The 24,953-nt window shown below is 67.0% G+C and carries 20 protein-coding genes; 5 read left to right on the forward strand and 15 right to left on the reverse strand.

Going from position 1 to position 24,953, the window contains the following annotated elements:
- Positions 1-137 precede the first annotated feature (137 nt).
- The 3 genes from JF515_RS11500 to JF515_RS11510 all read right to left on the reverse strand — a co-directional run bounded on the left by JF515_RS11500 (position 138) and on the right by JF515_RS11510 (position 3,840).
- A complete protein-coding gene (locus JF515_RS11500; protein ID WP_203104320.1) occupies positions 138-1,745 on the reverse strand; it encodes a GMC family oxidoreductase in 1,608 nt (535 codons plus the stop codon).
- A gap of 71 nt (positions 1,746-1,816) precedes the next feature.
- The gene (locus tag JF515_RS11505; RefSeq protein WP_203104323.1) at positions 1,817-2,386 is read right to left on the reverse strand and encodes a Tat pathway signal protein; all 570 of its coding nucleotides are present in this window, start codon (positions 2,384-2,386) and stop codon (positions 1,817-1,819) included.
- Positions 2,387-2,397: 11 nt separating this feature from the next.
- A complete protein-coding gene (locus JF515_RS11510; RefSeq protein ID WP_203104326.1) occupies positions 2,398-3,840 on the reverse strand; it encodes a coniferyl aldehyde dehydrogenase in 1,443 nt (480 codons plus the stop codon).
- Between the two features lie 120 nt (positions 3,841-3,960).
- Between JF515_RS11510 and JF515_RS11515 the strand changes: the two genes are divergently transcribed.
- Positions 3,961-4,653: a TetR/AcrR family transcriptional regulator gene (locus JF515_RS11515; protein WP_203104328.1), complete on the forward strand. Its 693-nt coding sequence runs from the start codon at positions 3,961-3,963 to the stop codon at positions 4,651-4,653.
- Positions 4,650-5,978, forward strand: a complete 1,329-nt coding sequence (locus tag JF515_RS11520) for a hypothetical protein (RefSeq protein WP_203104331.1) — start codon at positions 4,650-4,652, stop codon at positions 5,976-5,978. Before JF515_RS11515 ends, JF515_RS11520 begins: the two co-directional genes overlap by 4 nt.
- Here JF515_RS11520 and JF515_RS11525 read toward each other — a convergent pair.
- On the reverse strand, positions 5,959-6,972 hold the full coding sequence (locus JF515_RS11525; protein ID WP_203104334.1) for a YheT family hydrolase: 1,014 nt from the start codon (positions 6,970-6,972) through the stop codon (positions 5,959-5,961). The two genes, JF515_RS11520 and JF515_RS11525, sit on opposite strands and share 20 nt — an antisense overlap.
- Before the next feature lie 87 nt (positions 6,973-7,059).
- Between JF515_RS11525 and JF515_RS11530 the strand changes: the two genes are divergently transcribed.
- Both JF515_RS11530 and JF515_RS11535 read left to right on the forward strand, forming a co-directional pair.
- Complete coding sequence (locus tag JF515_RS11530; RefSeq protein ID WP_203104337.1) at positions 7,060-7,782, forward strand: 16S rRNA (uracil(1498)-N(3))-methyltransferase; 723 nt, start codon at positions 7,060-7,062, stop codon at positions 7,780-7,782.
- 189 nt (positions 7,783-7,971) lie between these two features.
- Positions 7,972-9,687, forward strand: a complete 1,716-nt coding sequence (locus JF515_RS11535) for an amidase (protein ID WP_203104340.1) — start codon at positions 7,972-7,974, stop codon at positions 9,685-9,687.
- Positions 9,688-9,723: 36 nt separating this feature from the next.
- Here the strand turns inward: JF515_RS11535 and gloA are convergent, their stop codons facing one another.
- The 4 genes from gloA to JF515_RS11555 form a co-directional block, all read right to left on the reverse strand.
- Positions 9,724-10,272 carry a lactoylglutathione lyase gene (gene gloA / locus JF515_RS11540; protein ID WP_203104343.1) on the reverse strand — a complete coding sequence of 183 codons (549 nt, stop codon included), beginning with the start codon at positions 10,270-10,272 and terminating at the stop codon, positions 9,724-9,726.
- Between the two features lie 139 nt (positions 10,273-10,411).
- Positions 10,412-11,371 carry an SPFH domain-containing protein gene (locus JF515_RS11545; protein ID WP_203104346.1) on the reverse strand — a complete coding sequence of 320 codons (960 nt, stop codon included), beginning with the start codon at positions 11,369-11,371 and terminating at the stop codon, positions 10,412-10,414.
- 20 nt (positions 11,372-11,391) lie between these two features.
- Entirely contained in the window at positions 11,392-11,838 is a 447-nt protein-coding gene (locus tag JF515_RS11550) for an NfeD family protein (RefSeq protein ID WP_203104350.1), read from the reverse strand.
- Between the two features lie 77 nt (positions 11,839-11,915).
- Complete coding sequence (locus JF515_RS11555; RefSeq protein WP_203104353.1) at positions 11,916-12,401, reverse strand: FKBP-type peptidyl-prolyl cis-trans isomerase; 486 nt, start codon at positions 12,399-12,401, stop codon at positions 11,916-11,918.
- A 108-nt stretch (positions 12,402-12,509) separates the two neighbouring features.
- Here JF515_RS11555 and JF515_RS11560 point away from each other — a divergent pair, with 108 nt between their 5' ends.
- Positions 12,510-13,415, forward strand: coding sequence for a cation diffusion facilitator family transporter (locus JF515_RS11560; protein WP_203104356.1), 906 nt, complete (start codon positions 12,510-12,512; stop codon positions 13,413-13,415).
- A gap of 9 nt (positions 13,416-13,424) precedes the next feature.
- On the opposite strand, the gene JF515_RS11565 is transcribed toward JF515_RS11560, so the two are convergent.
- From JF515_RS11565 to JF515_RS11595, 7 genes are all read right to left on the reverse strand, one after another.
- The gene (locus JF515_RS11565) at positions 13,425-13,970 is read right to left on the reverse strand and encodes a cytochrome b (RefSeq protein ID WP_203104359.1); all 546 of its coding nucleotides are present in this window, start codon (positions 13,968-13,970) and stop codon (positions 13,425-13,427) included.
- 68 nt (positions 13,971-14,038) lie between these two features.
- The gene (locus JF515_RS11570) at positions 14,039-15,028 is read right to left on the reverse strand and encodes a lysophospholipid acyltransferase family protein (protein WP_203104362.1); all 990 of its coding nucleotides are present in this window, start codon (positions 15,026-15,028) and stop codon (positions 14,039-14,041) included.
- Positions 15,025-16,038: an MBL fold metallo-hydrolase gene (locus tag JF515_RS11575; protein WP_203104365.1), complete on the reverse strand. Its 1,014-nt coding sequence runs from the start codon at positions 16,036-16,038 to the stop codon at positions 15,025-15,027. The genes JF515_RS11570 and JF515_RS11575 overlap by 4 nt, the downstream gene beginning before the upstream one ends.
- Positions 16,035-16,490: a chemotaxis protein CheW gene (locus JF515_RS11580; RefSeq protein WP_203104368.1), complete on the reverse strand. Its 456-nt coding sequence runs from the start codon at positions 16,488-16,490 to the stop codon at positions 16,035-16,037. Before JF515_RS11580 ends, JF515_RS11575 begins: the two co-directional genes overlap by 4 nt.
- Before the next feature lie 33 nt (positions 16,491-16,523).
- Complete coding sequence (locus JF515_RS11585) at positions 16,524-17,549, reverse strand: chemotaxis protein CheB (RefSeq protein WP_203104371.1); 1,026 nt, start codon at positions 17,547-17,549, stop codon at positions 16,524-16,526.
- Positions 17,549-24,037, reverse strand: coding sequence for an Hpt domain-containing protein (locus tag JF515_RS11590; RefSeq protein ID WP_203104375.1), 6,489 nt, complete (start codon positions 24,035-24,037; stop codon positions 17,549-17,551). The genes JF515_RS11585 and JF515_RS11590 overlap by 1 nt, the downstream gene beginning before the upstream one ends.
- Before the next feature lie 16 nt (positions 24,038-24,053).
- Positions 24,054-24,929 (reverse strand): CheR family methyltransferase, encoded by an 876-nt coding sequence (locus tag JF515_RS11595; RefSeq protein WP_203104380.1) that lies wholly within the window; start codon positions 24,927-24,929, stop codon positions 24,054-24,056.
- Positions 24,930-24,953: the final 24 nt, after the last annotated feature.

The following is a 24,953-nucleotide window of genomic DNA, read 5'->3' on the forward strand; positions in this document are numbered from 1 at the left end:
CTTTTTCGCTGCGGAAACGGTGTCCGGGCGGCGACGATCATGGTCGCGCCGCTCCCCCGGCACCCTCAATGCCCGCAAGCATACCCCAAGCCACTTCCGAGGTGCAGGGCCCCCCCGGACCTGTTCCGGGCGCCCGTCTAGGCGAGCCGGTCCGCCAGGGCGGTGGCGTTGCGGGCGCTGAGGCCATAGATGGTGAGCTGTGGATTGACCCCCAGGCTGGTGGGGAACACCGAGCCGTCGAACACATAGAGGTTGTCCAGGTGATGGTAGCGGCCCTGGTTGTTCACCAGCCCGCGCTTCTCGTCCCCCAGCGGGCAGCCGCCCATCACGTGGGCGCTGCCCAGGGCCACTTCCAGCGGCGCGAACGGCAGGGTTTTCATGCCTTCCCGGGCTTCCGCCCAGGACCGGTAGAACGGCGCGCGAATATGCCCTGGCCGCACCGCCCGGGCGCCGGCGGCGAACTGCATCTCCACCTGGGTGAGCAGGCTGCGGCGGGCGCCGTCCAGCAGGTAGTCGTTGAGCGGATAGTCCAGCTGGGGCTCGCCGTTGTCGCGCAGGCTCACGGTGCCGCCGGGGCTGTCTTCGTGGAAACCGTCGCGCAGCAGGGCGATGGAGGCGGCCAGGTTGGGCAACTCGGTGATGTGGCGGCGAGCCTCCTCGCCGAAGCCACCCATCAGGGCGCTGGCGAGGCCGGGGTGCAGGGGCATCATTTCCAGCTTGTAACCGATCGGGCCGTCCACGCCGCCGGCGAAGGTGAACTGATCGGAGTGCAGGGACTGGGGGGCGCCGTAGTAGGGCGCCACCTCCTCGTCATAGCGGCCGAAGGCGAAGCTGGTGACGTGCAGGAAGGTGCGCTTGCCCACTCTTTCGTCCGGGTCCGGCACCTCCGAGCGCTGCAGCAGGGCCGGCGTCTGGATGCCGCCGCCGGCGGCGATCACGGTGGGTGCCTTGACGGTGATCACGGCGCCGGTGGGGCGTTTGTCGTGGTCCAGCGGGCGTACTTCCACGGCGCTTACCCGGGTGCCGTCGTGGATCAGGCGTTGAGCGCGGGCGCCGTGGATCAGGGTGGCGCCGGCGTCCATGGCCGTCGGCAGGGTAGTGACGAGCATGGATTGCTTGGCGTTGGTGGGGCAGCCCATGCCGCAGTAACCGAGGTTCCAGCAGCCGCGCACGTTGCGTGGAATCACCGACCAGTCCCAGCCCAGTTTTTCGCAGCCGCGCTTGATCACATCGTTATTGGCGTTGGGCGGCATGGCCCAGGGCTCCACTCCCAGGCGCTGCTCCATGCGCTGGAAGAAGGGGTCCAGGTCGGCGCGTCCGGTGCCGGCCACGCCGAAGCGTCGCCGCCAGTGGTCCAGGGTTTCCTCCGGGGTGCGGAAACTGGAGGTCCAGTTGACCACGGTGGTACCGCCCACGGTGCGCCCTTGCAGGATGGTGATGGCGCCGTCCTTGGTGGCGCGCAGGGTGCCCTCCTGGTAGAGGTTCCGGTAGGCGTCGCCTTCGTTCAGGTTGAAGTCCCGGGAGCTGCGCAACCGGCCGGCCTCGATAAGGATCACCTTGAGGCCGCGCTGGCTGAGAATCTCGGCGCTGACCGCGCCGCCGGCGCCGGTGCCGATGATCGCCACGTCCGCTTCCAGGGTGAGATCGTCGGTTTGTTCGGCGCCGTCGATGAGGTGCCATTTGTCCCCGGCATCCGCCCAGGGATCGTTGATGTTCTGGATTTTGAGAGTGGAAAGGTCCTGCATGACCGGATTTCCTGTTGTTGTTATGGCAAGGCGTTATGGCAAGACCACCGGCGCCTTGGCGCCGGTGGCGATCATTCCGGGTGGGCGGCCAGATTCAGCGGCGGACCCGGGTAGCCGGTGCCGAGGGCCGCGTCCGGGGTCACATACCAGGCCATCATCAGTGGTTGGGTGAGGCCCTTGAAGGCGAGCTGGGCGAAGCCGTTGTCGCTGCCGGACCACTCCGCCAGAGTGCGCTGGAGTTGAGCCTCGTCCTGGTCGGCGAAGTGCGCCCAGGTGCCGGTGACCCACCAGCGGGCGGCCCCCAGTTGCAACAGGTCCAGGAGTTGGAACAACTGCCCGCGGGCGCCCTCGGAGCCGCCGGCCAGCAGCCGGTCGAAGGCCGCCAGGGCATCGTCCGGGCCGGCGCCGGCCACGGCGTCCAGGCCGCCGGCCAGCAGCGGCGCCATCAGCGGGCGCAGCAATTCCAGATCCCGTTGACGCAGATACCGGTAACCCGATGCCGGGCCCGGATCGCCGCTGCAGCCGGTGAGCAGGGTGGCGCCGCCGGCGCCCAGGGTCAGGGCGGTGGCGCCCCAGAACCCGAGCTTGAGGAAGCCGCGACGGCTGACGCCGCCGCGGGGGGAGGACGAATCCCGGTTCATGGCGCGCCCTCCTATTTGAGCATGAACTTGTAGATCAGCTTGTGCATGCCCCGGCCATAGGGCGGCAGGATGTGCTTGGTGGCGTTCATCTTGCCCTTTTTGTAGACGCCCTTGGCCTTGGAGAAGGTCAGGAAGCCTTCCGGGCCGTGGTAGTGACCCATGCCGGAGGGACCGACGCCGCCAAACGGCATGTCGTCCACGCCCACCTGGGTGATGGTGTCGTTCAGGCAGACGCCGCCGGAGTGGGTGTGGTGCAGCACGTGCTCGCCGTTTTCGCTGTTCCAGTCGAAGTAATACAGGGCCAGCGGGCGGGGCCGCTCGTTCACGTAATCGATGGCGTCATCCAGGGTCTGGTAGGGCACCACCAGCATTAGCGGGCCAAAGATCTCATCGTGGACGATCTTCATGTCGTCGTTGACGTCGAGCACCAGGGTGTGGGGAATCTTGCGGCTGCCGGCCAGGTCCTCGTTGTCCGGGTTGATCTCGATGACCCGGGCGCCCTTCTCCCGGGCGTCGTCCAGATAGCCGGTGAGCCGCTGGTACTGGCGCTCATTGATGATGCTGGTGAAGTCCGGGTTGTCGCGCAGGCTCGGGTAGAGCTGGGTGACCTGGGCCTTCCAGGCGTCCACGAACTCGTCCACCCGATTCTCCGGGCACAGGATATAGTCCGGCGCCACGCAGGTCTGGCCGCTGTTCAGGCACTTGCCGAAGGCGATGCGTTCCACCGCGTCCTTCATCGGGAAGTCCTGGCCGATGATGCACGGGCTCTTCCCGCCCAGCTCCAGGGTCACCGGGGTCAGGTTCTCGGCGGCGGCGCGCATGATGTGCTTGCCCACCGAGGTGGAGCCGGTGAACAGCAGGTGGTCGAACGGCAGCGCCGAGAAGGCGGCGCCCACCTCCACTTCGCCGTTGATCACCGCCACGTGCTCCTCGTCGAAGGTCTTGCCGATCAGTTCTTCCAGCAGCGCGCCGGTGCGCGGCGTCGACTCGCTCATCTTGATCATCACCCGGTTGCCGGCGGCGAGAGCCGCCAGCAGCGGGCCGATGGCCAGATACAGCGGGTAGTTCCAGGGCACGATGATGCCCACCACGCCGAGCGGCTGGTACTCCACCCACACCTTGCCGGGCCACTGGGCGGCGCCCACCTTGCGTTTGGAGGGTTTCATCCATTTGCGCAGGTGCTTGGCGTGGTACTTGATGCCCTCGACACTGGTGAGCAGTTCCGCCAGTTTGGTTTCATCGGCGGAACGGTTGCCGAAATCGGCGTTGAGCGCCTCGATCCAGGCGTCCATGTTGTCCAGCAACATGGGCTTGAGCCGTTGGATGTGCTCCACGCGCTGTTCGGCGCCGGGGTAGGGGTGATGGCGGAAAGCGGTTTTCTGTGCCTCGAAAATCCGCTTCATGCGGTCGATTTGTGCCTGGCCGGTTTGGAATTCTTTGATTTCGGCGACCATAATGCGTCTCCCTGGACGGTGATGGACCTGACCTGATTTTTAGAGTAATTACTCTAGAGGTCAACACGGTGTGTCCGAAATCCGGTTCGCCGCCCTGCTCCATGCCCTGATTGGCCCGTTATGACCGACACGAAAACCCGCATCCTGGATGCCGCCCTGGCCCTGTTCAACCGGTTCGGTGAGCGCAACGTCACCACCAACCACATCGCCGGCGAGCTGGGCATCAGCCCGGGCAATCTCTACTACCATTACCGCAACAAGGCGGCCATCGTCTCGGCCTTGTTCGACCGTTATCGGGAGCACCTGCTCACCCTGTTGACGGTGCCCGAGGGCCCGCTCACCTGGGAAGACAAGATGGGCTATTTCGAGGGCATCCTGGCGTCCATGTGGGAGGGTCGTTTCCTGCATCGGGACCTGGCGCATTTCCTTCATCAGGACCCGGTGCTGCGTGATCGCTACAAGGTGTTCGTGGAGGACAGCCTGGCGCGCGGGCTTGGCATCTATCAGCGGCTGCGCGACAGCGGCCTGATCGAGGCCAGCGACGAGGAATTGCGGGCGCTGCTGGTCAACACCTGGGTGCTGGCGGCCTCCTGGCCGGGTTTTACCCATGGCCTGAACCCGGAAATATCCGGCGACGAGACCCTGGACCGGGGCCTGTTGCGCCAGGGCATCTACCAGATTATTTGCCTGGAGGCGCCCTACCTGCGAGGGGAGGCTCTGGATCACCTGGACGCCATGAAGCGCGAGTACCGCCTGGATGAAACCGCCCTGGACCGGCTGTTTGGCGCCGTCGGCCAGGTGCGCTCGGAGTGAGCAGCGCGGACGATAGAAGCCTGATCTGGGTACTGCGTTCGCTGTTCGCCTGGCTGGCGCTGGTGGCCGGTGTGCTGCTGCCGCTGCCCGGCGCCGACGCGGTGGCGGCCTTGGCGGTCACCATCGCCATGCTGCTGGGCTGGCGGGACCTGCGCCCGGTGGCGCGCATGCTGCTGGTACTGATGATGCTGGCGGCGCTGGTCGCGGCGGTGCTGGAGCCCCAGGCCCTGGGCAAGGGCGTGCGCAACATGGCGATCCTGATCGGGCTGATTATTTCGGTGATTCTTTTGTCGGCGGTGTTGAGCCGCTCCCGGGATCTGGCGCGGTTGTCCTCCAGCCTGTTCGGTGGCCGCTCGCTGACCCGCTATTACAGCCTGACCTTTGGCACCGCCTTTCTGTCGATTCCGCTCAACTTCGGTGCCGTGGGCGTGGTCGCCGCCCTGGTCGCCGACCGTATCAACAGCCGAGGTCATTCGGCGCGCACCCGCAACGCCGCCCGTGCCACGCTGCGCGGCTTCGCCGCCGCCCCGCTGTGTTCGCCACTGTCGATCTCGGTGGCGGTGGTGCTGACTTTCCTGCCCGGCCTGAAGGGTTGGCAACTGATCGGCATGGGGCTGCCGGTGGCGGTGCTGTTCCTGCTCGCCGGGGCCTTGTTCCGGGAACCGGAAAGCGGTGAATTGGCGCCGGAGGAAGGTACCGCCGGGGCCGGGCCCTGGCTGCGCTTCACCGGGCTGATCGCGGTGATCTGCGCCGGCACACTGGCGCTCAGCGCCGGTGCCGGGTTGAGCTATCCGCGGGCGGTGACGCTGAGCTGTCTGTCGGTGGTGGTGCTGGGGCTGGCCTGGGGCGCCTGGCGCGGCGAACGGCCCGCCCCGCCGTCGCTGGCGCCGGCCTCCAACGAGCTGGTGATCGTCGGCGCTTCCGCCTTTCTTGGTGCCCTGGTCAGCGCCCTGGCGGAGCATCATCTCGGCAGCGGTCTGACATTGCCCGGTTGGGGCTACCCGCTGGCGGCGCTGCTGGTGCCCTGGGTGTTCTACGCCGTCGGCATGATGGGCTTCAATCCGATTCTTACCGGCACCCTGGTGGGCGCCCTGCTCGGCCCGATCTGGCCGCCCCAGGCGATCCAGGCGTTGGGGTTGTCCATGGTGTGCGGTTGGGCGATGACCGGGGTGAGCACGCCCTACGCCGCCAACGTGTTGCTGCTGGAGCGCTTCACCGGTTACCCGGCCTGGCGCACCGCGGTGATCTGGAACCGGGCCCTGGCGATCATGGTGATGCTGGCCGGAGGACTGCTGGCGGCGTTGCTTACCCTGTTGCTGATGTGAGCGGTGCGTCGGCGAAGCCGGCGGCGAACGCCACCAGCCGTTTCTCCAGCCAGTATTCAGGCGCCGTCGGCGTGCCCGCCACGAAGCCCACATGACCGCCCTGGCGGCTCAGCTCCAGGGTCACGCCGGGGCCCAGGTCGCCCTGGCCGGGCAATACCGCCCGGGTCATGAAGGGGTCGTCCTCGGCCTGGATCATCAGGGTGGGCGTGCGGATCGCCGGCAGGCGCGGGCCGGCGGAGCATTCCGCGTAATAGTGCGCGGCGTCGCGGAAGCCGTACAGCGGTGCGATCACCTGGCCGTCGAATTGCCAGAATGAGCGAATGCCATCGAGGTCCAGAGCCGCGAGCCGGCGTGCCTGGTCCGGCGCCACGGTCTCCAGGTGACGATGCTGGCGGCGCAGGGTGGTGAGCAGTTGGCTGATCAGGTGGCGCCGGTACATCCGCGACAGGCCCCGATCCATGCGGTCCGCGCAGGTGGCCAGGCCAAGCGGCGAGCACACCGCCACGGCGGCGCTGAGGGCGCCGTTGTCCGCCCGCGCCAGCCAGTTAAGCAGGCGACTGCCGCCCAGGGAGACGCCCACCGCCACCAGCGGGCCGCGATCGTCGGCGGCGCGCAGATGGCGAAACACCGCGTCCAGATCGTCGATTTCACCGGCATGGTAAGACAAGGCGGTGTCGTTGGGCGCGGCGGCGCCCCGGGAGTTGATCGCCACCGAGGCGATGCCCGCCGCCGCCAGCCGTGCCTGGGTGCCGCGCACATAGTGGGAATCGCTGTTGCCGGACAGCCCGTGCAGCAGCGCTACCCGCGGTGCCCCGGGGCGCGGATCGGGCCCGGCCCAGTCCAGCAACAGATGGTCGCCGTCGGCCAGGGGCAGCGTTTCGCGCCGTCGCTCCAGGCCATCGGCGCGCCGGCACAGCGGCCCCCAAAGCGTTTGCAGGTGTGGTGAACGCAACCACCACGGCGCGCGGAACGGCGCCTCCACGATTTCAGCCATCGACGGCTCTCCCCCGGAGCATGGAATCCAGGCCGGCTATGGTAGCCTTTAGCGCCGATATCGTCCGCTCCGTATCAGAGGAATTCCATGAGCCGCCGTTTCTTCGACGACCAGCCGTTCACCCAGGATCAGCCCGTGGCGCTGGGCGCCGGCCCCAGCCATCACATCGGCAAGGTGCTGCGTATGAATCCGGGTGATGAACTGACACTGTTCAACGGCGAGGGTGGCGAATGGTCGGCGGTGCTGGAAAGCGTTGGCAAGAAGAGCGTGATCGCAAGGCCGCTGGCATTCCATGAGCTGGACCGGAGTGCGCCGCTGCCGGTGACCCTGGGGCTGCCGCTGATCAAGGGCGACCGCATGGACTACGCCCTGCAGAAAGCCACCGAACTGGGGGTGGCGGCGATCCGGGTGCTGGATACCGAGCGCACCGAGGTGCGGCTCAAGGGGGAGCGCGCCGCGAAGAAGACGGACCACTGGCGACAGGTGGTGATCAGCGCCTGCGAACAATGCGGTCTCAACCGGCCGCCGCTGGTGGACGGCCCGTTGCCGTTCAAGGATTTTCTGGCCGGAGCCCGGGGGCTGGCGCTGATCGCGCATCCCGGGGAGGCGCCGCTGGCCGCGAGCGCGCTGCGCGAGGCCGAGGCGGTGACTCTGCTGACCGGTCCGGAAGGCGGCTTTTCCGATCCGGAACTGGAAGCCGCCCGGGCCGCCGGATTCCTGCCATTTGCACTGGGCGAGCGGGTACTACGGGCGGAAACCGCGCCGGTGGCTTTGTTGGCGTCTCTGTGGGCGGGACGATCCCTGATCTGAAATGCCTGCTGCTGGTGCGTGCCGCGCGCTATTTGGCGTCGTGCCCGGCTGTCTCGTGGTCAGTAAATAATCTTATCTTTTTTGTATAACTCCCTGCCCTGCCTGATTTTTTCTCCGGTGGCATGTTTCTTGATCCCTTTTTCCGGCGCGCGCATTTGGTCGCGTTTTCCTGATGCTGGAGAAATTCCAATGTTGAATGCGAAAGTTTGGCTTGCCCCGGCACTGCTGGGGGTGATGTTGGCGGGCTGTGGGGGCTCCGACAGTGACCATGACGATGACGATGCCGACCCGGTGGGCGAGGCCGAATCCTTTAACTATGTGGAAGGCACCATCGCCCAGGCCCGGGCGGCCCTGCAGGCTGGTGAACTGACCTGCGAGGAAATGGTTCAGGGCTATCTGGATCGGATCGAGGCCTATGATCGGCAGGGCCCGAGCCTGCAGAGTGTGATCGCGGTGAACCCGCACGCCCTGGATGATGCCCGGGACCTGGACAGCCGCTATGCGACGGACGGTTTCCAGGGGCCGCTGCACTGCGTCACGGTGTTGCTCAAGGACAACTTCGATACCTTTGATATGCCCACCACCGCCGGTGGTCTGGCGCTGGAAACCAGCCAGCCGCCGGATGATGCGTTCAGCGTCGCGCGGCTGCGGGATGCCGGAGCCATCATCATCGGCAAGGCCAACCTGGACGAATACGCCTTCGGGTTCCGGGGCAGCAGCTCCGTGGGCGGCCAGGTGCGCAACGCTTACGATCCCACCAAGGGGCCGGGTGGCTCTTCCTCCGGCACCGGTTCGTCCATCGCCGCCAGTTTCGCCATGGTCGGCACCGGTTCCGACACGGGTGGCTCGATCCGCGTGCCATCCAGCCTGCACGGCCTGGTGGGTATCCGCCCGAGCCTGCGGCTGGTCAGCCAGGACGGCATCGTGCCGCTGGCGCACTGGCAGGACACCGGCGGCCCGATGTGCCGTACCGTGGAGGACTGCGCCCTGACCCTGAGCGCCATGGTCGGCTACGACCCGGGGGCGTTTTCCGGCCAGCGTTTCCGTTTCGATCATGACGCGGACCTGATGACCAGCCCGTTCGAATACCAGCTCGCCACCCTGGCGCCGTCCAGCTACACCAAGTATCTGGACAGCGGTGCCCTGAAGGGCGCGCGCATTGGCGTGGTGCGGGATCTGTTCGGTGACGGTCAGGGCGAGAACGCCGAGGTGCAGCGAGTCATCGATGCGGCCCTGGAGCGCATGCGCGCCGCCGGCGCCACCGTGGAGGACGTGACCATCCCCGATCTGTCCACCATTCTCAGCGACTTCCGCAGCGTGTCCCGCTATGAATTCAAGACCAACCTGACCGAGTATCTGGCGTCCTGGCCGTCCACCACCGACGGTCACCCGCGCTCCTTCGACGAGGTCTATCAGAGCGGTGGCTACGAGGACCGCAACGCCGGCACCTTCGCGTTCTACGACAGCGCCGGCACGGACCTGGAAAACAATGCGGACTACCTGAAAAACATCAACGAACGCCCGGACTATGTGCGCCAGCGTTTCCTGGCCGCTCTGGAAAACATCGACGCCAGCGGCCGCCCGGGCGGTGAGCCCTATGATGTGCTGCTGTACCCGTCGGTGCAGAGTCTGGCCCCGGACGTGGGCGGTTCGCCGAGCGCCGGCAGCAATAACCGGCTGAGCCCGTTCTCCGGCTTCCCGGCGCTGACCATGCCGGCGGGCATGGCGGACACCGATCCGGCGCTGCCGGTGGGCATGGAAATGCTGGCCCGGGAGTTCGACGAGGGGACCCTGATCAAGCTGGCCTACGCCTATCAGGAGCTGGCGGAACCGCGCCAGGCGCCCACCTTCACGCCGGAACTGGAAGAGCAGCCGGAACCGGCGCCGGTGGCGCTGATCGACTGATTGCCGGCGGTTGATCGTTTCGGGCGGTGCCGGTGTTCAGCCGGCGCCGCCCTGTTTTTCCATCATGTCGGCCTGCAGGATCTCGATCCAGTAGCCGTCCGGGTCCTTGATGAACGCCAGGCCCTTCATGCGGCCGTCATCCGGCTTCTTCACGAATTCCACGCCCAGTTTCCCGAACCGTTCCGCGGCGGCGTACACGTCCGGCACCGTGATGCCGATGTGGCCCAAGCCCTGGGGTTCGTCATTGCCGTTGTGGTAGCGGAAATCCGCGTCGTTCTCGGTGCCCCAGTTGTGGGTCAGCTCCAGCATCGCTTCGCGGCTGAAAGTGTAGGTGAGACGCTTGGCGTCGTCGTCGGGCACCTCGGTGGCCTCGGTATCGTTGAGGTAGGTGAGAAAGTAGAGCGTGAATTCCGCTTCCGGAAAATCCAGCTTGCGGATCAGCCGCATGCCCAGCACCCGGGTATAGAAATCCAGGCTGGCCGCGGGGTCCTTGATGCGCAGCATGGTCTGGTTGAAGAGGTAGGACTGGGTCTCTCGGTCCGGCTTGTCGCACAGGCCGGGCGCGGTTTCGAAATGACGGGGCATGGTGGGGGTCCTGTCAGCGCTTGGGGAACCGAAAGAATGGCACCCCAGACGCTGATTTCAAGACCCCGGCTCAGGGCTTACTTCGAGACCAGCTCAGGGCTTATTTCGAGACCAGCTCAGGGCTGATCTCAAGACCGGCTCAGGGCTGAGCGGCGTCGATCTTCTTGAGCACCTTCTGCAGGCCGGCCACGGTGCCGCCCACGTCGCTGAGGTTGGACGGCAGCAGCAGGGTGGTGGATTCCTTGGCCAGCTTCTCGAAGGCGGCCACGTACTGCTCGGCAATGCGCAGGCTTACCGCTTCCTCGCCGCCGTCCGCCTTCACGGCGCCGGCCACGTGGCGCAGGCCCTCGGCGGTGGCGTTGGCGATCAACTGGATCTGCTCGGCGCGGCCCTGGGCCTCGTTGATCTGCTTGAGCTTCTCACCTTCGGAGATATTGATCATCTCCTGCTTCTCACCCTCGGAACGGTTGATCGCCGCCTGACGGTCACCCTCGGAGCGGTTGATGGCGGCCTGGCGGTCGCCCTCGGATTCCGCCACCACGGCGCGGCGTTCCCGTTCGGCGCGCACCTGCTTCTCCATGGCGTCCTTGATCGAGGCCGGCAGGTTGATGTCCGCCACCTCATAACGCAGCACCTTGACGCCCCAGGGCTGGGCCGCCTCGTCCACGGCGCGCACCACTTCCATATTGATCTCGGCGCGTTCCTCGAAGGTCTTGTCCAGATCGATCTTACCGATCACCGAGCGCAGGGTGGTCTGGGCCAGTTGCTGGGCGGCCAGCACATAGTCGTCCACGCCGTAGCTGGCGGCCTTGGCGTCGATCACCTGCAGGTACATCACGCCGTCGATGGACACCTCGATGTTGTCCTTGGTGATACAGCTCTGGCGCGGCACGTCACGGACGATTTCCTTGAGCGAGTGCCGGTAGGCGACCCGGTCGATGAACGGCATCAGCACGTGCATGCCGGCTTCCAGGGAAGTGCGGTACTTGCCCAGCCGCTCGACCACGAAGATCTGCCGCTGCGGCACGATGCGCACGGTCATGAACAGCAGAATGATCACGCCGAGGGCGAGCAAAGCGGGAATGATGAGTCCCATCATGATATCGGTTCCTTAGAAAGTCAGTCCTTGGAGGCCCAGGGGGCCACGGTCAGCCACAGGCCTTCATGGCGAAGAATGCGAACCATCTGGCCGTCGCTCAGGGGGTGGGTGGATTGTGCCTGCCACAGGGCGCCGCGATAGCGCACCGTGCCGATGCCATCCTCGAAGGCGCCCTCCACGGTGGCCCGGGCACCCACCAGCCCGGCACTGTCGTCGCTGCTGGCGCCGTGGGTCTCGCGGCCGAACAGCCGCTCGCGCAGGTAGCGGCGCGCCACCACCAGCAGCACCAGGCTGAACACCGCGAACAGGGTGATCTCCCAGACCAGGCTGTCGATCAAGCCCAGCCAGGCCAGCGCTCCCACCAGGAGCGCGGCCAGGCCGAGAAAGATGGTCACGAGGCCGGAGACGGCGAACTCCGCGATCACCAACACCAACCCCAGAATGATCCAATAACTGTATTCCGGCATGCGCCCCTCCCTCCTGGTGGCGATACGTTAGCACGGTGGCCGGCGCCGGTCCGTGCCACGGTTCATGATCGGTGGCTTCAGTGCTGGTGGCCACCGGGCCCGTGGGCATGGCCATGGGCTTTTTCCTCGTCGCTGGCGTCGCGCACATCGATGACGCGCATCTCGAAGCGCAGCGGCAGGCCGGCGAGCGGATGGTTGGCGTCCACATCCACGGTTTTGAGGCCCACCTTGATCACGGTGACCCGGCGCGGGCCCTGCTCGGTACGCACTTCCACTACCTTGCCGGGGCGCAGTTTGCCGGCGTGTTTGAGGTATTTGGCGGAGAGTCGCTGGCGCAGCGATTCATCGCGGCGCCCGTAGGCTTGCTCGGGCGTCAGCGTCACGCTTACCGCGTCGCCCTCGTCCTTGCCGGCCAGAGCTTCCTCCAGGCCGCGCAGGATGTTGCCGTGGCCGTGCAGGTAGGACAGCGGCTGATCCGCCGGGCTGTGTTCCAGTTCCAGGTCGTGGTCGGCGTCGAACAGGGTGTAGTGCAGGCTGACCACCTTGTCTTTCTCGATCGGCATATTCAGGTTCTCCAGACGAAGCGGTGATTCTGCGGCGCCCGGGCGGGGCTGGCAAGGTGGCGTCGGGGCGGGCATGCTGCGCCATGTCATGAATATCGGGAGGCGCCCATGTCCGGGTCCAGAAAGGTGGTGATCGCGGCGATGGCCGGCAACATGCTGATCGCCGTCACCAAGTTCGTCGCGGCGGTGATCACCGGCAGTTCCGCCATGCTCTCCGAGGGCATCCACTCGCTGGTGGACACTGGCAATGGTGTTTTGTTGTTGCATGGCATGAAGCGGGCGAAGACGCCGGCCAACGAGCGGTTCCCCTTCGGCCACGGCAAGGAGGTGTATTTCTGGGCGTTCGCGGTGGCGATCCTGATCTTCGCCCTGGGCGCCGGCATTTCCCTCTACGAAGGCGTGGTGCACCTGATGCACCCGGAGCCGATCAGCAATCCGATCATCAACTACGTGGTATTGGGGCTGGCCATGGTGTTCGAAGGGACCGCCTGGAGCATCGCCCTGAAGGAGTTTCGCCGCACCAAGGGCGACCGGGGCTACGTGGAGGCGATCAGCCATGGCAAGGACCCGACCACCTTCGTGGTGTTGTTCGAGGACTCCGCCGCCATGCTGGGTCTGGTGGTGGCGCTGTTGGGCGTGTTGCTCAGCCAGCTCACCGGCGCGTTCTGGTTCGACGGCCTGGCTTCCATCCTGATTGGCCTGATTCTCGCCGGCACCGCCTGCTGGCTGGCCTATGAAACCAAAGGCCTGCTGATCGGCGAGGCGGCCAACCCCCGGGTGGTGGCCGGCATCCGCCGGGCGGCGCTGTCCATGCCCAGCGTGGACGCGGTCAACGAAGTGCTGACCATGCACATGGGCCCGGATTTCATTCTGGTGAACATCAGCGTCACCTTCTCGCCGTCCCTGGGCACGCGCCGCCTGGAAACCGTCATCGCCGAACTGGACCGCACCCTGAAAGCCCAGGACCCGCGCATCAAGCGGGTGTTCGTGGAGGCGGAATCGCCGGCGTCCTGAGCCGCCGGGTCACCGTGAGCGACGGCCCGGCAGCATGCGCTTGAGGGTGGCGTCCCGGTCCACCCAGTGATGCCAGAGGGCGCCGGCCACGTGCAGTACGATCAGCGCCAGCAGGGCGTTCCAGAGCCATTCCTTGTGCAGGTCTTCCAGGCGCTCGGCCAGGGCCGTGTTGGCGGGCAGCCAGGCCGGGATCGCCAGGCCGGCGGGCAGCGGCGTGCTCTTGCCGTCCAGCTGGCGCATCAGCAGGCCGGTGACCGGCATCGCCAGCACCGCCAGATACAGCAGGCCGTGCACCGCCGTGGCCAGCCGTTGTTGCAGGCGGTCGCCCAGGGGCGCCGGCGGGCGGTGGCCGGCCCGCCACACGAGGCGGATGATCATCACCGCCAGGGCCGAGGCGCCCAGGGTGAAGTGGGCGATGATCCAGTAATCCCGCCAGGGGTTGCCCCGGGGCACCAGCTCGTGCAGCTCCACGCTGGCCCAGACCGCCAGCAATAGAAAGGCGATCAGCCAGTGCAGCGTCTTGGCCGTGTTGGTCCAGGTGTTGGTTGTGTCCATGGTTCCCCGATCCCGTTGTTGGTTCCCGGCCAGTATCGCCGGCCAGGCTTAACGGAAGCTGAGCGGGATCAGGGGCGCGGGGGATTTTTCGGCGCCAGGCCCAGGGCCTCGCGGCTTTCGCCGCGCGCCGCCCGGCGCAGCAGGGACAGGGAGTGGCGGTACCAGGTACGGCGGCCGCCGGGTTCCCATTTGAACCGTTTGTAGGTCCACTGGTACTGCGGCAGGTTGCGGCGGATGCAGGTTTCCAGGGAGCGGTTGAGGGTGGTGAGCACGCAGGTCTCGCCCTCGGCGTTCTCCAGTTCCGTGGCCGGTTCGAAGTGCACGCGCACGTCGCGCACGCCGCCTTCTCCCCGGTAGCAGGAGACGATGAAGATGCGCGGTCGGTAGCGGCGCACCAGTTTGTCCACCAGGGCCGGGGTGGGCACCGGGTGGCCGAAGAAGGGAATGAAGGGATTGCTGCGGTTGCCCGGGTTGTGGTCCGCCAGCAGCGCCAGGGTGCCGTTGCCGCGCAGGGTGGCCAGGCCTTCCTTGACGCCCTGGCTATTGGTGGGCACCAGCCGGCAGCCGGTGCGCTCGCGGGCTTTCTTGACCAGGGCGTCCACCAGGGTGGCCGGGTGCGGCTGGTACATCACCGTGGTGTTGCCCTGGCGGCCCAGATACAGGTTGATGGTTTCCCAGCTGCCCTGGTGCAGGGACAGCAGCAGCACCGGCCGTTCCTCGGCGCAGGCATCCAGATAGGCCCGTTCGCCATGAATTTCGGTGATCCGCGCCAGGGTCTGCTCCACCGGGCGTTGCCAGACATGGGCGAACTCGCAAAACGAGCGGCCCAGTTCCCGCAGGCTCTGGCGACCGATGCGGCGCGCCTCCGGCAGGCTCAGCGTCGGCTGGGTGGCGAGCAGATTGATCAGCACGGTGCGGTAGGCGCTGGCGTAGCGCAGCGGTATCCGCGTGATCAGATCGCCCAGCAGTGCGCCCAGCCCGGCCGCGATCGGCAGCGGCAGCCAGGCGACGAAGCGCATCAGCCAGCGAAGCCGTTGTCCGCGCGTATGGGCGCTCATTCGGTGGCATCCTCCAGTTCCCCGTTTCGGAGCGCCAGGGTATCGCCGTGGCCGGGTACGCGAAAAGCCTTGTCCGCCACGCCCTGGCGCCGCCGGGCCTCCGCCAGGGCCCGGGGTGGTTCGTCCAGCGGCTCGTCGGTGAGCACGAAGGTGCCCCAGTGCATGGCCAGGGAGCGGTGCGCCTGAAGGTCCCGGTGGATGCGCACCGCTTCGTCCGGGTTGATGTGCACCGGAGACATGAACCAGCGTGGCTGGTAGGCGCCGATCGGCAGCAGGGCCACGTCCACCGGGCCGAGCACCTGACGGATCTCCTCGAACACCGGTGCGTAACCGGTATCGCCGGCGAAGAACAGGCGGAACCCGGGCCAGTCCAGACGCCAGCCGCACCACAGGGTGCGGTTGCGGTCGCCGGCGGCGCGGCCGCTGAAATGCTGAGCGGGTACGCAGAACGCATCGAATTCCGGATCGCGGTGGTGCTGCCACCAGCCCAGTTCCACCACCTGGTGGATGCCACGCCGGCGTAGCCAGGCGCCCACGCCGCTGGGCGCGAACCAGCGCAGGCGATCGCCAAAACGCCGATTCAGGGCTCGTACCGATTCCCGATCCAGATGGTCGTAATGGTTGTGTGATACCAGCACGGCATGGATGTCGGGCAGTTCGTCGATGCCCAGGGCCGGTGGCACGGTGCGTTTCGGGCCGGCGAAGGACAATGGTGAGCAGCGTTCCGAGAACACCGGGTCGGTGAGCAGGTTCCAGCCCTGGTATTGCACCAGATAGGTGGCATGGCCGATCCAGGTGAAGCGGGGCTCCGCCGCCGGGCTGTTGAGCAGCACCGGGTCCGGGCGGCGCACGGGGAAGTCGAGCCGGGCCGGAAAGCGTCCCCGGGTTTCTCGCTGCCAGCGCAGGAATTCACGCAGGCTATGGTGCGGTGTGGGGTGGCGGTTGAGGTAACGGCGCCCGTCGTGAAGGCGCTGCGCCGCCAGGTGTTCCAGGCGAGCCCAGTCGATCATGAATGCAGGCCGGCCACCGCCCGTTCCACCGCGTCCAGGTCCGGAATCACCGCCAGATCGCCGCCGACCTGGACGTACATGGATTCCGCCGGGCCGGTGTCGCCGGGCTCTTCCACCGGGTCGCCCTTGTCCACCCGCAGCAGGCGGGGAATGCCCTGTACCACCACGGCGTAGAAACGCGCCTGGCCGGCCACCGTGTTGATCACCGCGATGCGTGCCTCGGTGCCGATGGTTACCTGGCCGGACTCGTTGAGCTTTTCGAAGGACACCAGCGGCACTTCCTGCTCGCGCCAGTTGAGCCAGCCGAGCAGCCATTCCGGGCCGTGGCCGGGCCGGTCGGGCTGGCGCAGGGGAATGACCTCCGCCACCACGATGTTGGGAATCAGCCAGGGGCGACCCTTCATGGGGATCAGCAAGCTCGGAATGTCGTCGGGAATCTGCGCGTCGGACATGGCGACTCTTATCCTCGGTTTTTGTCGGGCCGGTCAGGCGGCGGGGCCGGCCGCCACCTGCCGGCGCACCTGGTCCACCAGTTGCCGGGCCAGTTGCTCCGGCGTGCCGTTATAGGCGACGCAGCCGGTTTCACGCACCGCGTCCGGTTGGCTGCTCACCGCGCAGCTTTCCGCGGTTTGTGCCCACACCCGGGTGCCGCCGGCGGCCAGTCGGGGCGCGGCGATGGCGCCATCGTTGCCCATTCCGGAGAACAGGATGGCGCCGTCACAGTGGCCGAAGCCGTGGGCCACATTATGCAACACCTGGTCGATACAAGGGGCATAGGGGCCTTCCCAGCCCTGGCCGCTGCGGCGCACGGTGCCGTTGGCGTCGAATTCGATGCTCTGGTCCACCGGCGCCACCAGCAGGTGGCCATGGGCCAGCCGGCTGCCGTCGCCGGCCACCCGACAGCTCACCTGGCTGTCACGGCACAGCACCTGACAGAGTGTATCGAGAAAACCGCCATCGATATGTTGCGCGAGTATGAACGCCACCGGAAGGTGTGGCGGCAGGCAGTCGAGAAACTGCTTTACCGCCGCCGGGCCGCCCAGGCTGGCCCCCAATACCCAGACCCGCTCGGCGCCGTTGCGTTCCCCGTCGGGCAGCGCCTGGAATTCCCGGGGCTCCGGAATCGGCGTCGGGGACGGCATCCGTGGCAGGGTTTCCAGCCGTTCCTCCACGGCCGGGGCGCCGATGTAATCCACCAGCTTGGTGACCAGGCGCCGCTCCCAGCGCGGATAGTGCTCGGCGGTGCGCGCCGGCGCCTGGCCGTCACAGAACAGCAGAGGCGCGGCGGCCCGCTCCAGCAGATGATCCAGGAAGGGCTGCCAGCGATCCTCCCGGGACAGGTCCACCACCCAGAGGTCCAGGGCGTCTTCCATCAGCCAGCGGGCTTCCAGGTGCTCGGGGTCGGTGTTGACCACCACCCGGTAACCCTGGCCCTTGATGGCGCCGGCCAGCAGGTGACCCTGCAGGGTGTCGTCGGCGATCACGCCGACCCGGCCCGCCGCGGCGGCCATCAGGCGTCGATCTCCCCGGTTTCGCCGAGCAGTTCACGCAGGGTGGCGAGCAGTTCGTTTTCCTGGAACGGCTTGCCCATGTAGGCGTTCACGCCGATGTCGAAGGCTCGCTCACGGTGTTTGTCGCCGGTGCGCGAGGTGATCATGATGATCGGCACCGTCCTGAGGCGGTCGTCGTGGCGCATATGGGTCGCCACCTCGAAGCCGTCCATGCGCGGCATCTCGATATCCAGCAGCAGCGCGTCCGGGGTTTTCTCTTCCAGGGCGGCGATGGCGTCGATGCCGTCCTTCGCCGTCACCACCTCGAAACCACTGCGCTCCAGCAGGCGGCTGGTGACCTTGCGCACGGTCACCGAGTCGTCCACCACCATCACCAGTGGCGCGGCGCGGGTTTCGTCGCCGGCCTCCTCCGCGACCGGCTCGTGGTCCGCCGTCTCCGGAGCCCGTTCCGGCAGAGCTTTCTGTTGTGCCTGGGCGGCGCGGATCAGTGAGTGGATGTCGAGAATGATCACCACGGCCCCGTCGCCGAGAATGGTGGCGCCGCTGATGCCGGCCACGCTGGCCAGTTGCGGGCCCACCGATTTCACCACCACTTCCCGGGAGCCGATCAGGGTGTCCACCACCAGGGCGACGCTGTGATCGGCGCTGCGGATCAGCAGCACCGGCAGCGGCTGGGTCTGGTTTTCCAGGTTGGGGGCGCGGGTGTCGTGAACGAAACGACCCAGGTAATTCAGGTCGTAGGCCTGGCCGGCGTAGTGATAGGCCGGTGCCTCGCCGTCGCCGGAGTGTTCCAGGTAGTCGCTGAGTTCATAGGGGCTGACGCGCACGATGCCTTCGATCTGGCTGAGCGGGATGGCATAGGCGTCCTCGCCAACGCGCACCATCAGCGCCCGGTTCATGGCCAGGGTGAAAGGCAGTCGTACCAGGAAGCGGGTGCCCTTGCCGGGCCTGGAGTCGATCAGCACCGAGCCGCCCAGTTGTTTGATTTCGCTGGCCACCACGTCCATGCCCACGCCACGACCGGACACCTGGGTTACCTGGCTGGCGGTGGAAAAACCGGCGTGGAAGATGAACTGCTGGATCTCGTGGTCCGGGAGCTGGGCGTCCTCGTTCATCAGCCCCCGTTCGATGGCTTTGCGGCGCACCGCCTCGGTGTCGATGCCACGGCCGTCGTCGGCCAGGGTGAGTACCACCTCGCCGCCTTCCCGGGCCAGCTCCAGGCTGATGTGGCCGCCCTCTTCCTTGCCGGCTTCGCGGCGCCGCTCCGGCAGCTCGATGCCATGGTCCACGGCGTTGCGCAGCATGTGTTCGAGGGGCGCGACCACCCGTTCCATAAGGGTGCGGTCCAGCTCCCCTTCCGGGTTGAGCACATCGAAAGTGACCCGTTTGCCCAGCTCGCCGGAAATCTGCCGCACGATGCGTCGCAGGCGCGGCACCAGCCGGGAAAACGGCACCATGCGGGTGCGCATCAGTTTTTCCTGCAGGTCGGTGTTGACCCTTTGCTGCTGCAACAGCAGGGTTTCCGTGTCGCGGGTGCGGTCGAGCAGGGTGTTCTTCAAGTCCAGCAGGTCCGAGGCGGATTCAGACAGCTGCTTGGTGATCTGGTGCAGCTCGGAATACTGGTCCATTTCCAGGGGATCGAACTTGTCGTCGAATTCGCCCCGGTCCACGCCTTTTTGGTAGTTGGAGAGAATCTGCGCCTCGGTTTCCACGTCCAGACGGCGCAGCTGTTCGTAAAGCCGGGTCACGGTGGCGCTCATCTCCGCCACGTTGAAGCCGAATTCGCTGATGCTTTGTTCCACCCGGCTGCGGTTGATGGAGGTCTCCCCGGCCAGATTCACCAGCGCCTCGAGCACGTCGGCGCCCACCCGTACCATTTCCTGGGGTTGGGCCTGGGGCCGACGCTCTTCCCGGCGTGGCTGGGTGTCGGCCGGGTCTCCGCTTTCCACCGTGGCCGGCGGGCCGGCTGGCGCCGGGCGCCGGGCCAGCGCTTCGCGCAGGCCGGCGAGGCGCTGGGTGATGGCATCGAAGTGCGCCAGCATCGCCTCGAAATCATTTTCTTCCGGGTCGCGGCGCTGGCTTTCCAGGCGCGTGATCAGGCTTTCCAGGCGATGACTTTCCTCACCCAGGTCATTGAGGCCGGCCAGGCGTGCACCGCCCTTGAGGGTATGCAGGGCGCGCTTGAGATCATCGCTGAAATCGCGGCTCTCGGGGTGATCGCGCCAGGCGGTGAGGCAGCCGTCGATGATCTCCGCCAGTTCCTCGGATTCCTCCAGGAAGACATCCAGGATCTCGCCGTCCACTTCCTCCGGCAGCATGTCCGTGGGCGTGGGTGCCGGCTCGGCGGGGACGCTGGTATCGGCGGTTTCGGTGGTGGCCGCCGGCGCCGGAGGCAGCTCGAAGGTGTCCGGGTCGCGCAGATAGTCGTACAGCGCCTGAATCAGTGTTTCCGCCGGGCTCAGTGGTCGCCCGGCGGTCACCGCCTCCACCATTTCCGCCAACCGGTCATGGCAGCGGTGCAACAGATCGAACAGCGGCGCCCGCGCCGCCACTCGCTCCAGGCCCAGGGCCTCGTAGAGCGTTTCCAGTTCGTGGCCCAGGTCCCCGAGCTCGGGGATTTCCGCCATCCGCGCGCCACCCTTGAGAGTGTGCAGGTCGCGCTGCAGGGCTTGCAGCTCCAGGGCGTTGTCCGGCTCGGCGATCCAGGTGTCCAGGCTGTGGCCGGCGGATTCCAGGATGTCGTTGGCTTCTTCCAGGAAGATGGCCACCAGTTCCGGGTCTCGCTCCGTGACGGTGGACGCCGGCTCTTGCGGCGCCGGTGCTGGTTCCGGCGGAGTCGTCTCGACCGCCGGCGCGGTAGCGGCCCGGGCCAGAGCCGCCTCCACGTCGGGGGCGGGGGCCGGGGCGCGACCCTGACGCAGCGCCTCGATCATGTCGGCGAGCCGGTCATGGGCACGGTGCAGCACATCGAACAGGGAGGGGGGCGGCGTGCCCCGGTCCGGCGCGCCGGCGACTTCGTAGAGGTTTTCCAGCTCATGGGCCAGGTCGGCCACGGCGGTCACGGCGGCCATGCGGGCGCCACCCTTGAGGGTGTGCAGATCACGCTGCAGGGCCAGCCGGCTTTCCGCTTCACCTTGCTCCCAGGTGGCCAGGTGTTCGCTGGCGGACAGCAGCAGATCTTCCGCTTCTTCCAGAAACAGGGCGGTGAGTTCCGGGTCCAGGTCGGCGCGCGGGCCGTCGCCGGGGCCTCCTGGTCCAGGGGTTTCCGCCAGGTCACGGAGAGCGTCCACCAGGCCCAGCTCGGCGCGTACGGTCTGCCCGGCGGCCAGGCAGTCCATCATGTTCATCAGCGCTTCGTGGCCTTCCCGGGCCAGTTCCAGCAGCCGATCGCTGAAACCGAGGCGGCCCTGGTTGACCTCGGAGTAGACATTGGCCAGCGCCCGGGCCAGACCGTGGATTTCATCCAGGCCGGCGGTGTCGGCGCTGTTGGCGAGCAGCTCGAGTTCATCGCGCAGGCGGGCCAGCTCGTCGGTGTGGCCCGGGTCCAGTACCCATTGTTCGAGCAGCTTGTCGGTATCGATGATCAGGTCCATGCCTTCGGACAGGAACACGGACAGGATATGCGGATCGGTGCCTTCGCTGTCTTCGTTGAGCGCTTCGCGGGCGTTCACCAGCCGGGTAATGAGCGGCGCCGCTTCGGGCAGGGTCACCGGCCCCCCGCCCAGGTTGGCGAGGCCCCGCTGCAGCAGCTCGTGGGTCTCGCGGATCAGGGTGACCAGTTCATCGTCAGCGCGCCGGCCTCCATTGATCAGCTCCTTGACCAGTTTTTCCGCCGGTTCCGCCAGTTCCGCCACGGCGTTGATCTCGGCCATGCGGGCGCTGCCCTTCAGGGTGTGCAGGGCGCGATGCACCTGGTCGTCCACCGCGTGCTCGGACAAGTGCGGGTCCAGGGAATCCAGCCATTGGCGCACCAGCGCCAGGTTGCGTTCCGCCTCGCTGCGGAAAATATCCAGCAGCACCGGGTCGACGCTGTTGTCCGGCGCGCCGTCGTCGCTGGCCGGCGCCGGCGGCTCCGGCGGCAGTTCGAACTCCAGGCCGTCCAGATCGGAAAGCGGGTCGTGTTCCTTCGCCTCCGGGGTGGCCGGCTCGTAGGCGCTCAGGGTGATTTCCTCGGCGTCCTGGTCGCCGTCGTCATACGCGGGCGCGGCGTTCACCGCCGGTTCGACCGTTGGCGCGGCGGGGTCGGCGTCCACTTGGGGCACCGCGTCCAGCTTGCCGCCTTCGGCCAGGGTGAAGGCGGCTTTCTCCAGGGGGGCCACATCGAAGGGGGGCGGTTGGTGTTTCGCGAACGCCTCGACCAGGGCCGGGATCAGGCCGTGGACGGTGCGCACCAGTTCGATCAGAGTGGCATCCGGCTGGATGCTGCGGTCAATCACCCGGTTCATCATATTCTCGATGGACCAGGCCAGTTCTCCCACCGTGGTGGCGCCGACCATGCGACCGGAGCCCTTGAGGGTGTGGAAGGCGCGGCGGAACTCCACCAGCGCGGTTTCGTCGCCGGTGTTGGCGGCCCAGCGCGGGAAGTACTGGTCCAGATCCTCAAGCACCTCGCCGGCTTCCTCGACGAAGATTTCGATGATCTCATCGTCGATCAGATCGTCGTCGTCTTCCGGTTCCGGGGTGGGCTCGGCCAGGGCCGGGGTTTCGTTGTCCGGTTCCGGTTCCGGGACCGGCGCCCCGGCGGCTTCATCCGCGGCGTCGTCGAGGGTGTCCCCGGTGTCGTCGAGCGGCTCTCCGGTCCGCGCCGTTTCCGGCAACGGGTAGCCCAGATCGCCGACGCTGGCCCGGGCCAGATCGAGAATGTCGTCGCGGGTTTCCGGGTCGTCGCTGAGACGCTCCAGGTAGTACTCCACGGAGGTGATGGCGTCGGCCAGGGTATCCATGCTGCGCCAGTCCGGGGTTGCCTCGCCGGACATCAGGCGCTCCTCCACGAAGCGCACGCACTGGCGCAGGATGTCCGCCGGTCGGTTCAACTGCACCACTTCCAGCCCCCCGCGCACGGCGTTGAGCCGCTCCGGTACCGGCCGCAGGTGGGTCCGGTCCCATTGCGAGGCGATGAACTCGACGATGCCGTCCTTCGCCTCTTCCAGGCCGGCGCGGCATTCGCGCAGCACCGCGTCCATGGCCTGGCCCACATGGCTGGGCAGGGCATCGCCGCCGAGCGGCGCCGGGCGCCGGGAATCACCGCCGATGCCGGCCAGGGTCGCTTCCACGTAAAGCAGGGCTCCGGCCACGTCCATCAGGGTATCGCGCTCCGGGGGCCGGCGCCCGGTGACGATCTTCTCCATGACCTTGAGCTGCTCTTCCACCAGGGCGCGGGGCTGGCCCAGGCCGAGCATCGCCACGGTGTCGGAGACCTGCTTGAGGCGGATGGTTTGCGGCTCCAGGCTGGTGGGGTCGGAGTCACCTTCGTGGACGAAGCGCTCCAGGGCGTCCTTCACCTCGGTGATTTCCTCGGAGAGGGCGCTGACCACCGAGCTCATGGCCACCGCGTCCGGGCCGCTCATGCGTTCCCGTTCGGCGTTGACCAGATCGTCGGAGGGCAGTGCCTCGTCGAGGCGGAAGCCGGCGCGCACTTCGCGGATACGTGGGCTGTCGTGTTCCGCCTTGGCGATGTAGTAGAGCAGGTTCTTGAGCAGCTCCGGCGGCGCCGGCCGTTCCAGGCTGTCGGCACCGTCGGCGGCCAGTTCACGCAGGGTGCGGTCGACCTGGCCGAGAATCTGCTTCACCGAGGAGCCAAGGCTGATCACCTGTTCCTGCAGGCCCTCGGCGAGAGCGTCGGCGATGCGCCACAGCGGCGCCCGGGCGGCGTCGCCCGTGACCTGCTCGAGCTTGGCGAACACCTTGCGCATATAGCCCAGGTTGCGTGCGGTGTCGTCGTTGCGCATCAGGCCCACCAGGGAGAGCTGGAACATCTGGCGTATCTTGCGCGTCAGTTGCGCGAAGCGCGGATCGGCGCGCACCGCCTCAGGCACCCGGCCCTGGCTTTCGGCCTCGCGCATGTCCGGCTTGAACAGGGCGGTCTCGGACAGCAGTGCTTCGCCGCGGGCGGCGCGCAGATCATTGAGCAGCGGCAGCAGCACCACCGGCAGGTCGCGACGATTGCTGGCCACCCGGTCCAGGTAGGGTGGCAGCTGCAGGATGGCGCGCATCAGGGTTTCCTGACCGTCGCTCACATTGCCCACGCGACGGTCCACCAGGGCGCGGGCCAGTTTTTCCATTTCCTCGGCGAGCAGAGCGGCGCCATAAAATTCCACCATCTGCAGGGTGCCGTACACCTGGTGCAGATGGGTTTGGCAAAAGCGCATGCGCGTGGAGTCATTGGGATTCTCCACGAAGGCTTCCAGGGCCTGCTGGGCCTGGTTCAGGGTCTCCTGGATCTCCCCGCGAACCCAGTCCAGTGCCAGATAGTCGTGACGGTCGCTCATGACGTCTCCCGCGTTATTATTGCCGGCGCCGAAAGGCCAGGGTATCCGCGAACCGCACACGTTCCAGGCGCGGGTCCTGCCAATCGGTGATTTCGCCGGGTCCGAGCACCAGCAATCCCCCAGGTGCCAGCCGGCCGGCGAGCCGGGTCACGATCTGACGTTTCCGCCAGCGGCGAAAGTAGATCAGCATGTTCTGGCAAAAGATCAGGTCCATGTTGTCCATCGGAGCCTGATCCAGATTCAACACGTTCAGGTAGGCGAAGCAGACCCGCTCGCGCAAGGTGGTGCCGGCCTGCATGTTGTTCGCGTCCACCTCGGTGAAATAGGTCTCGCGCAGGCGCGGATCGATCTGTTCCACACGCCGCCGGCCGAACACGCCGCGCCGGGCCTTGGCCAGGGTGGGCAGGCTGATGTCGGTGCCGGTGATGCCGTAGAACAGTTCCTTATCGCTGTCGTTGAAGCGTTCCTGGATCAGCATCGCCAGGGAATAGGCCTCCTCGCCGGTGGAGCACCCCACGCTCCAGGCATTGAGGGTGGCGCCGGCTTGCCGCTCGTCGGCGAAGCGGTTGACGAAATCCTCCACCAGAGCGAAGGAGCCCGGATGGCGGAAAAAGCTGGTTTCCTGGACCGTGAGCCGGTCCACCAGCACCGACCATTCCATGGCCCGGGCCTCGGTGGCGCCGGTCACCAACTGCTCGTAATAGGTGTCGTAACCGTCGATGCCCAGCTCGCGCATGCGAATGTTGAGGCTGGTCTCCAGGAACGGCTTGCGCTCCGGCGCCAGGGTCATGCCGGTACGCTCCTCCAGTAACGCCTGCCACAGCTGGAACTGTTCGGCGTCCATGGCGGGGGCGTTCTTGATCGACCAGCGATCTGTCACTGCGTAACCCATGGTTCCGTCTCCGGAACCGGCTCA

The organism is Alloalcanivorax marinus, from assembly GCF_016785095.1.
GTDB classification, from domain to species: Bacteria; Pseudomonadota; Gammaproteobacteria; order Pseudomonadales; family Alcanivoracaceae; genus Alloalcanivorax; species Alloalcanivorax marinus_A.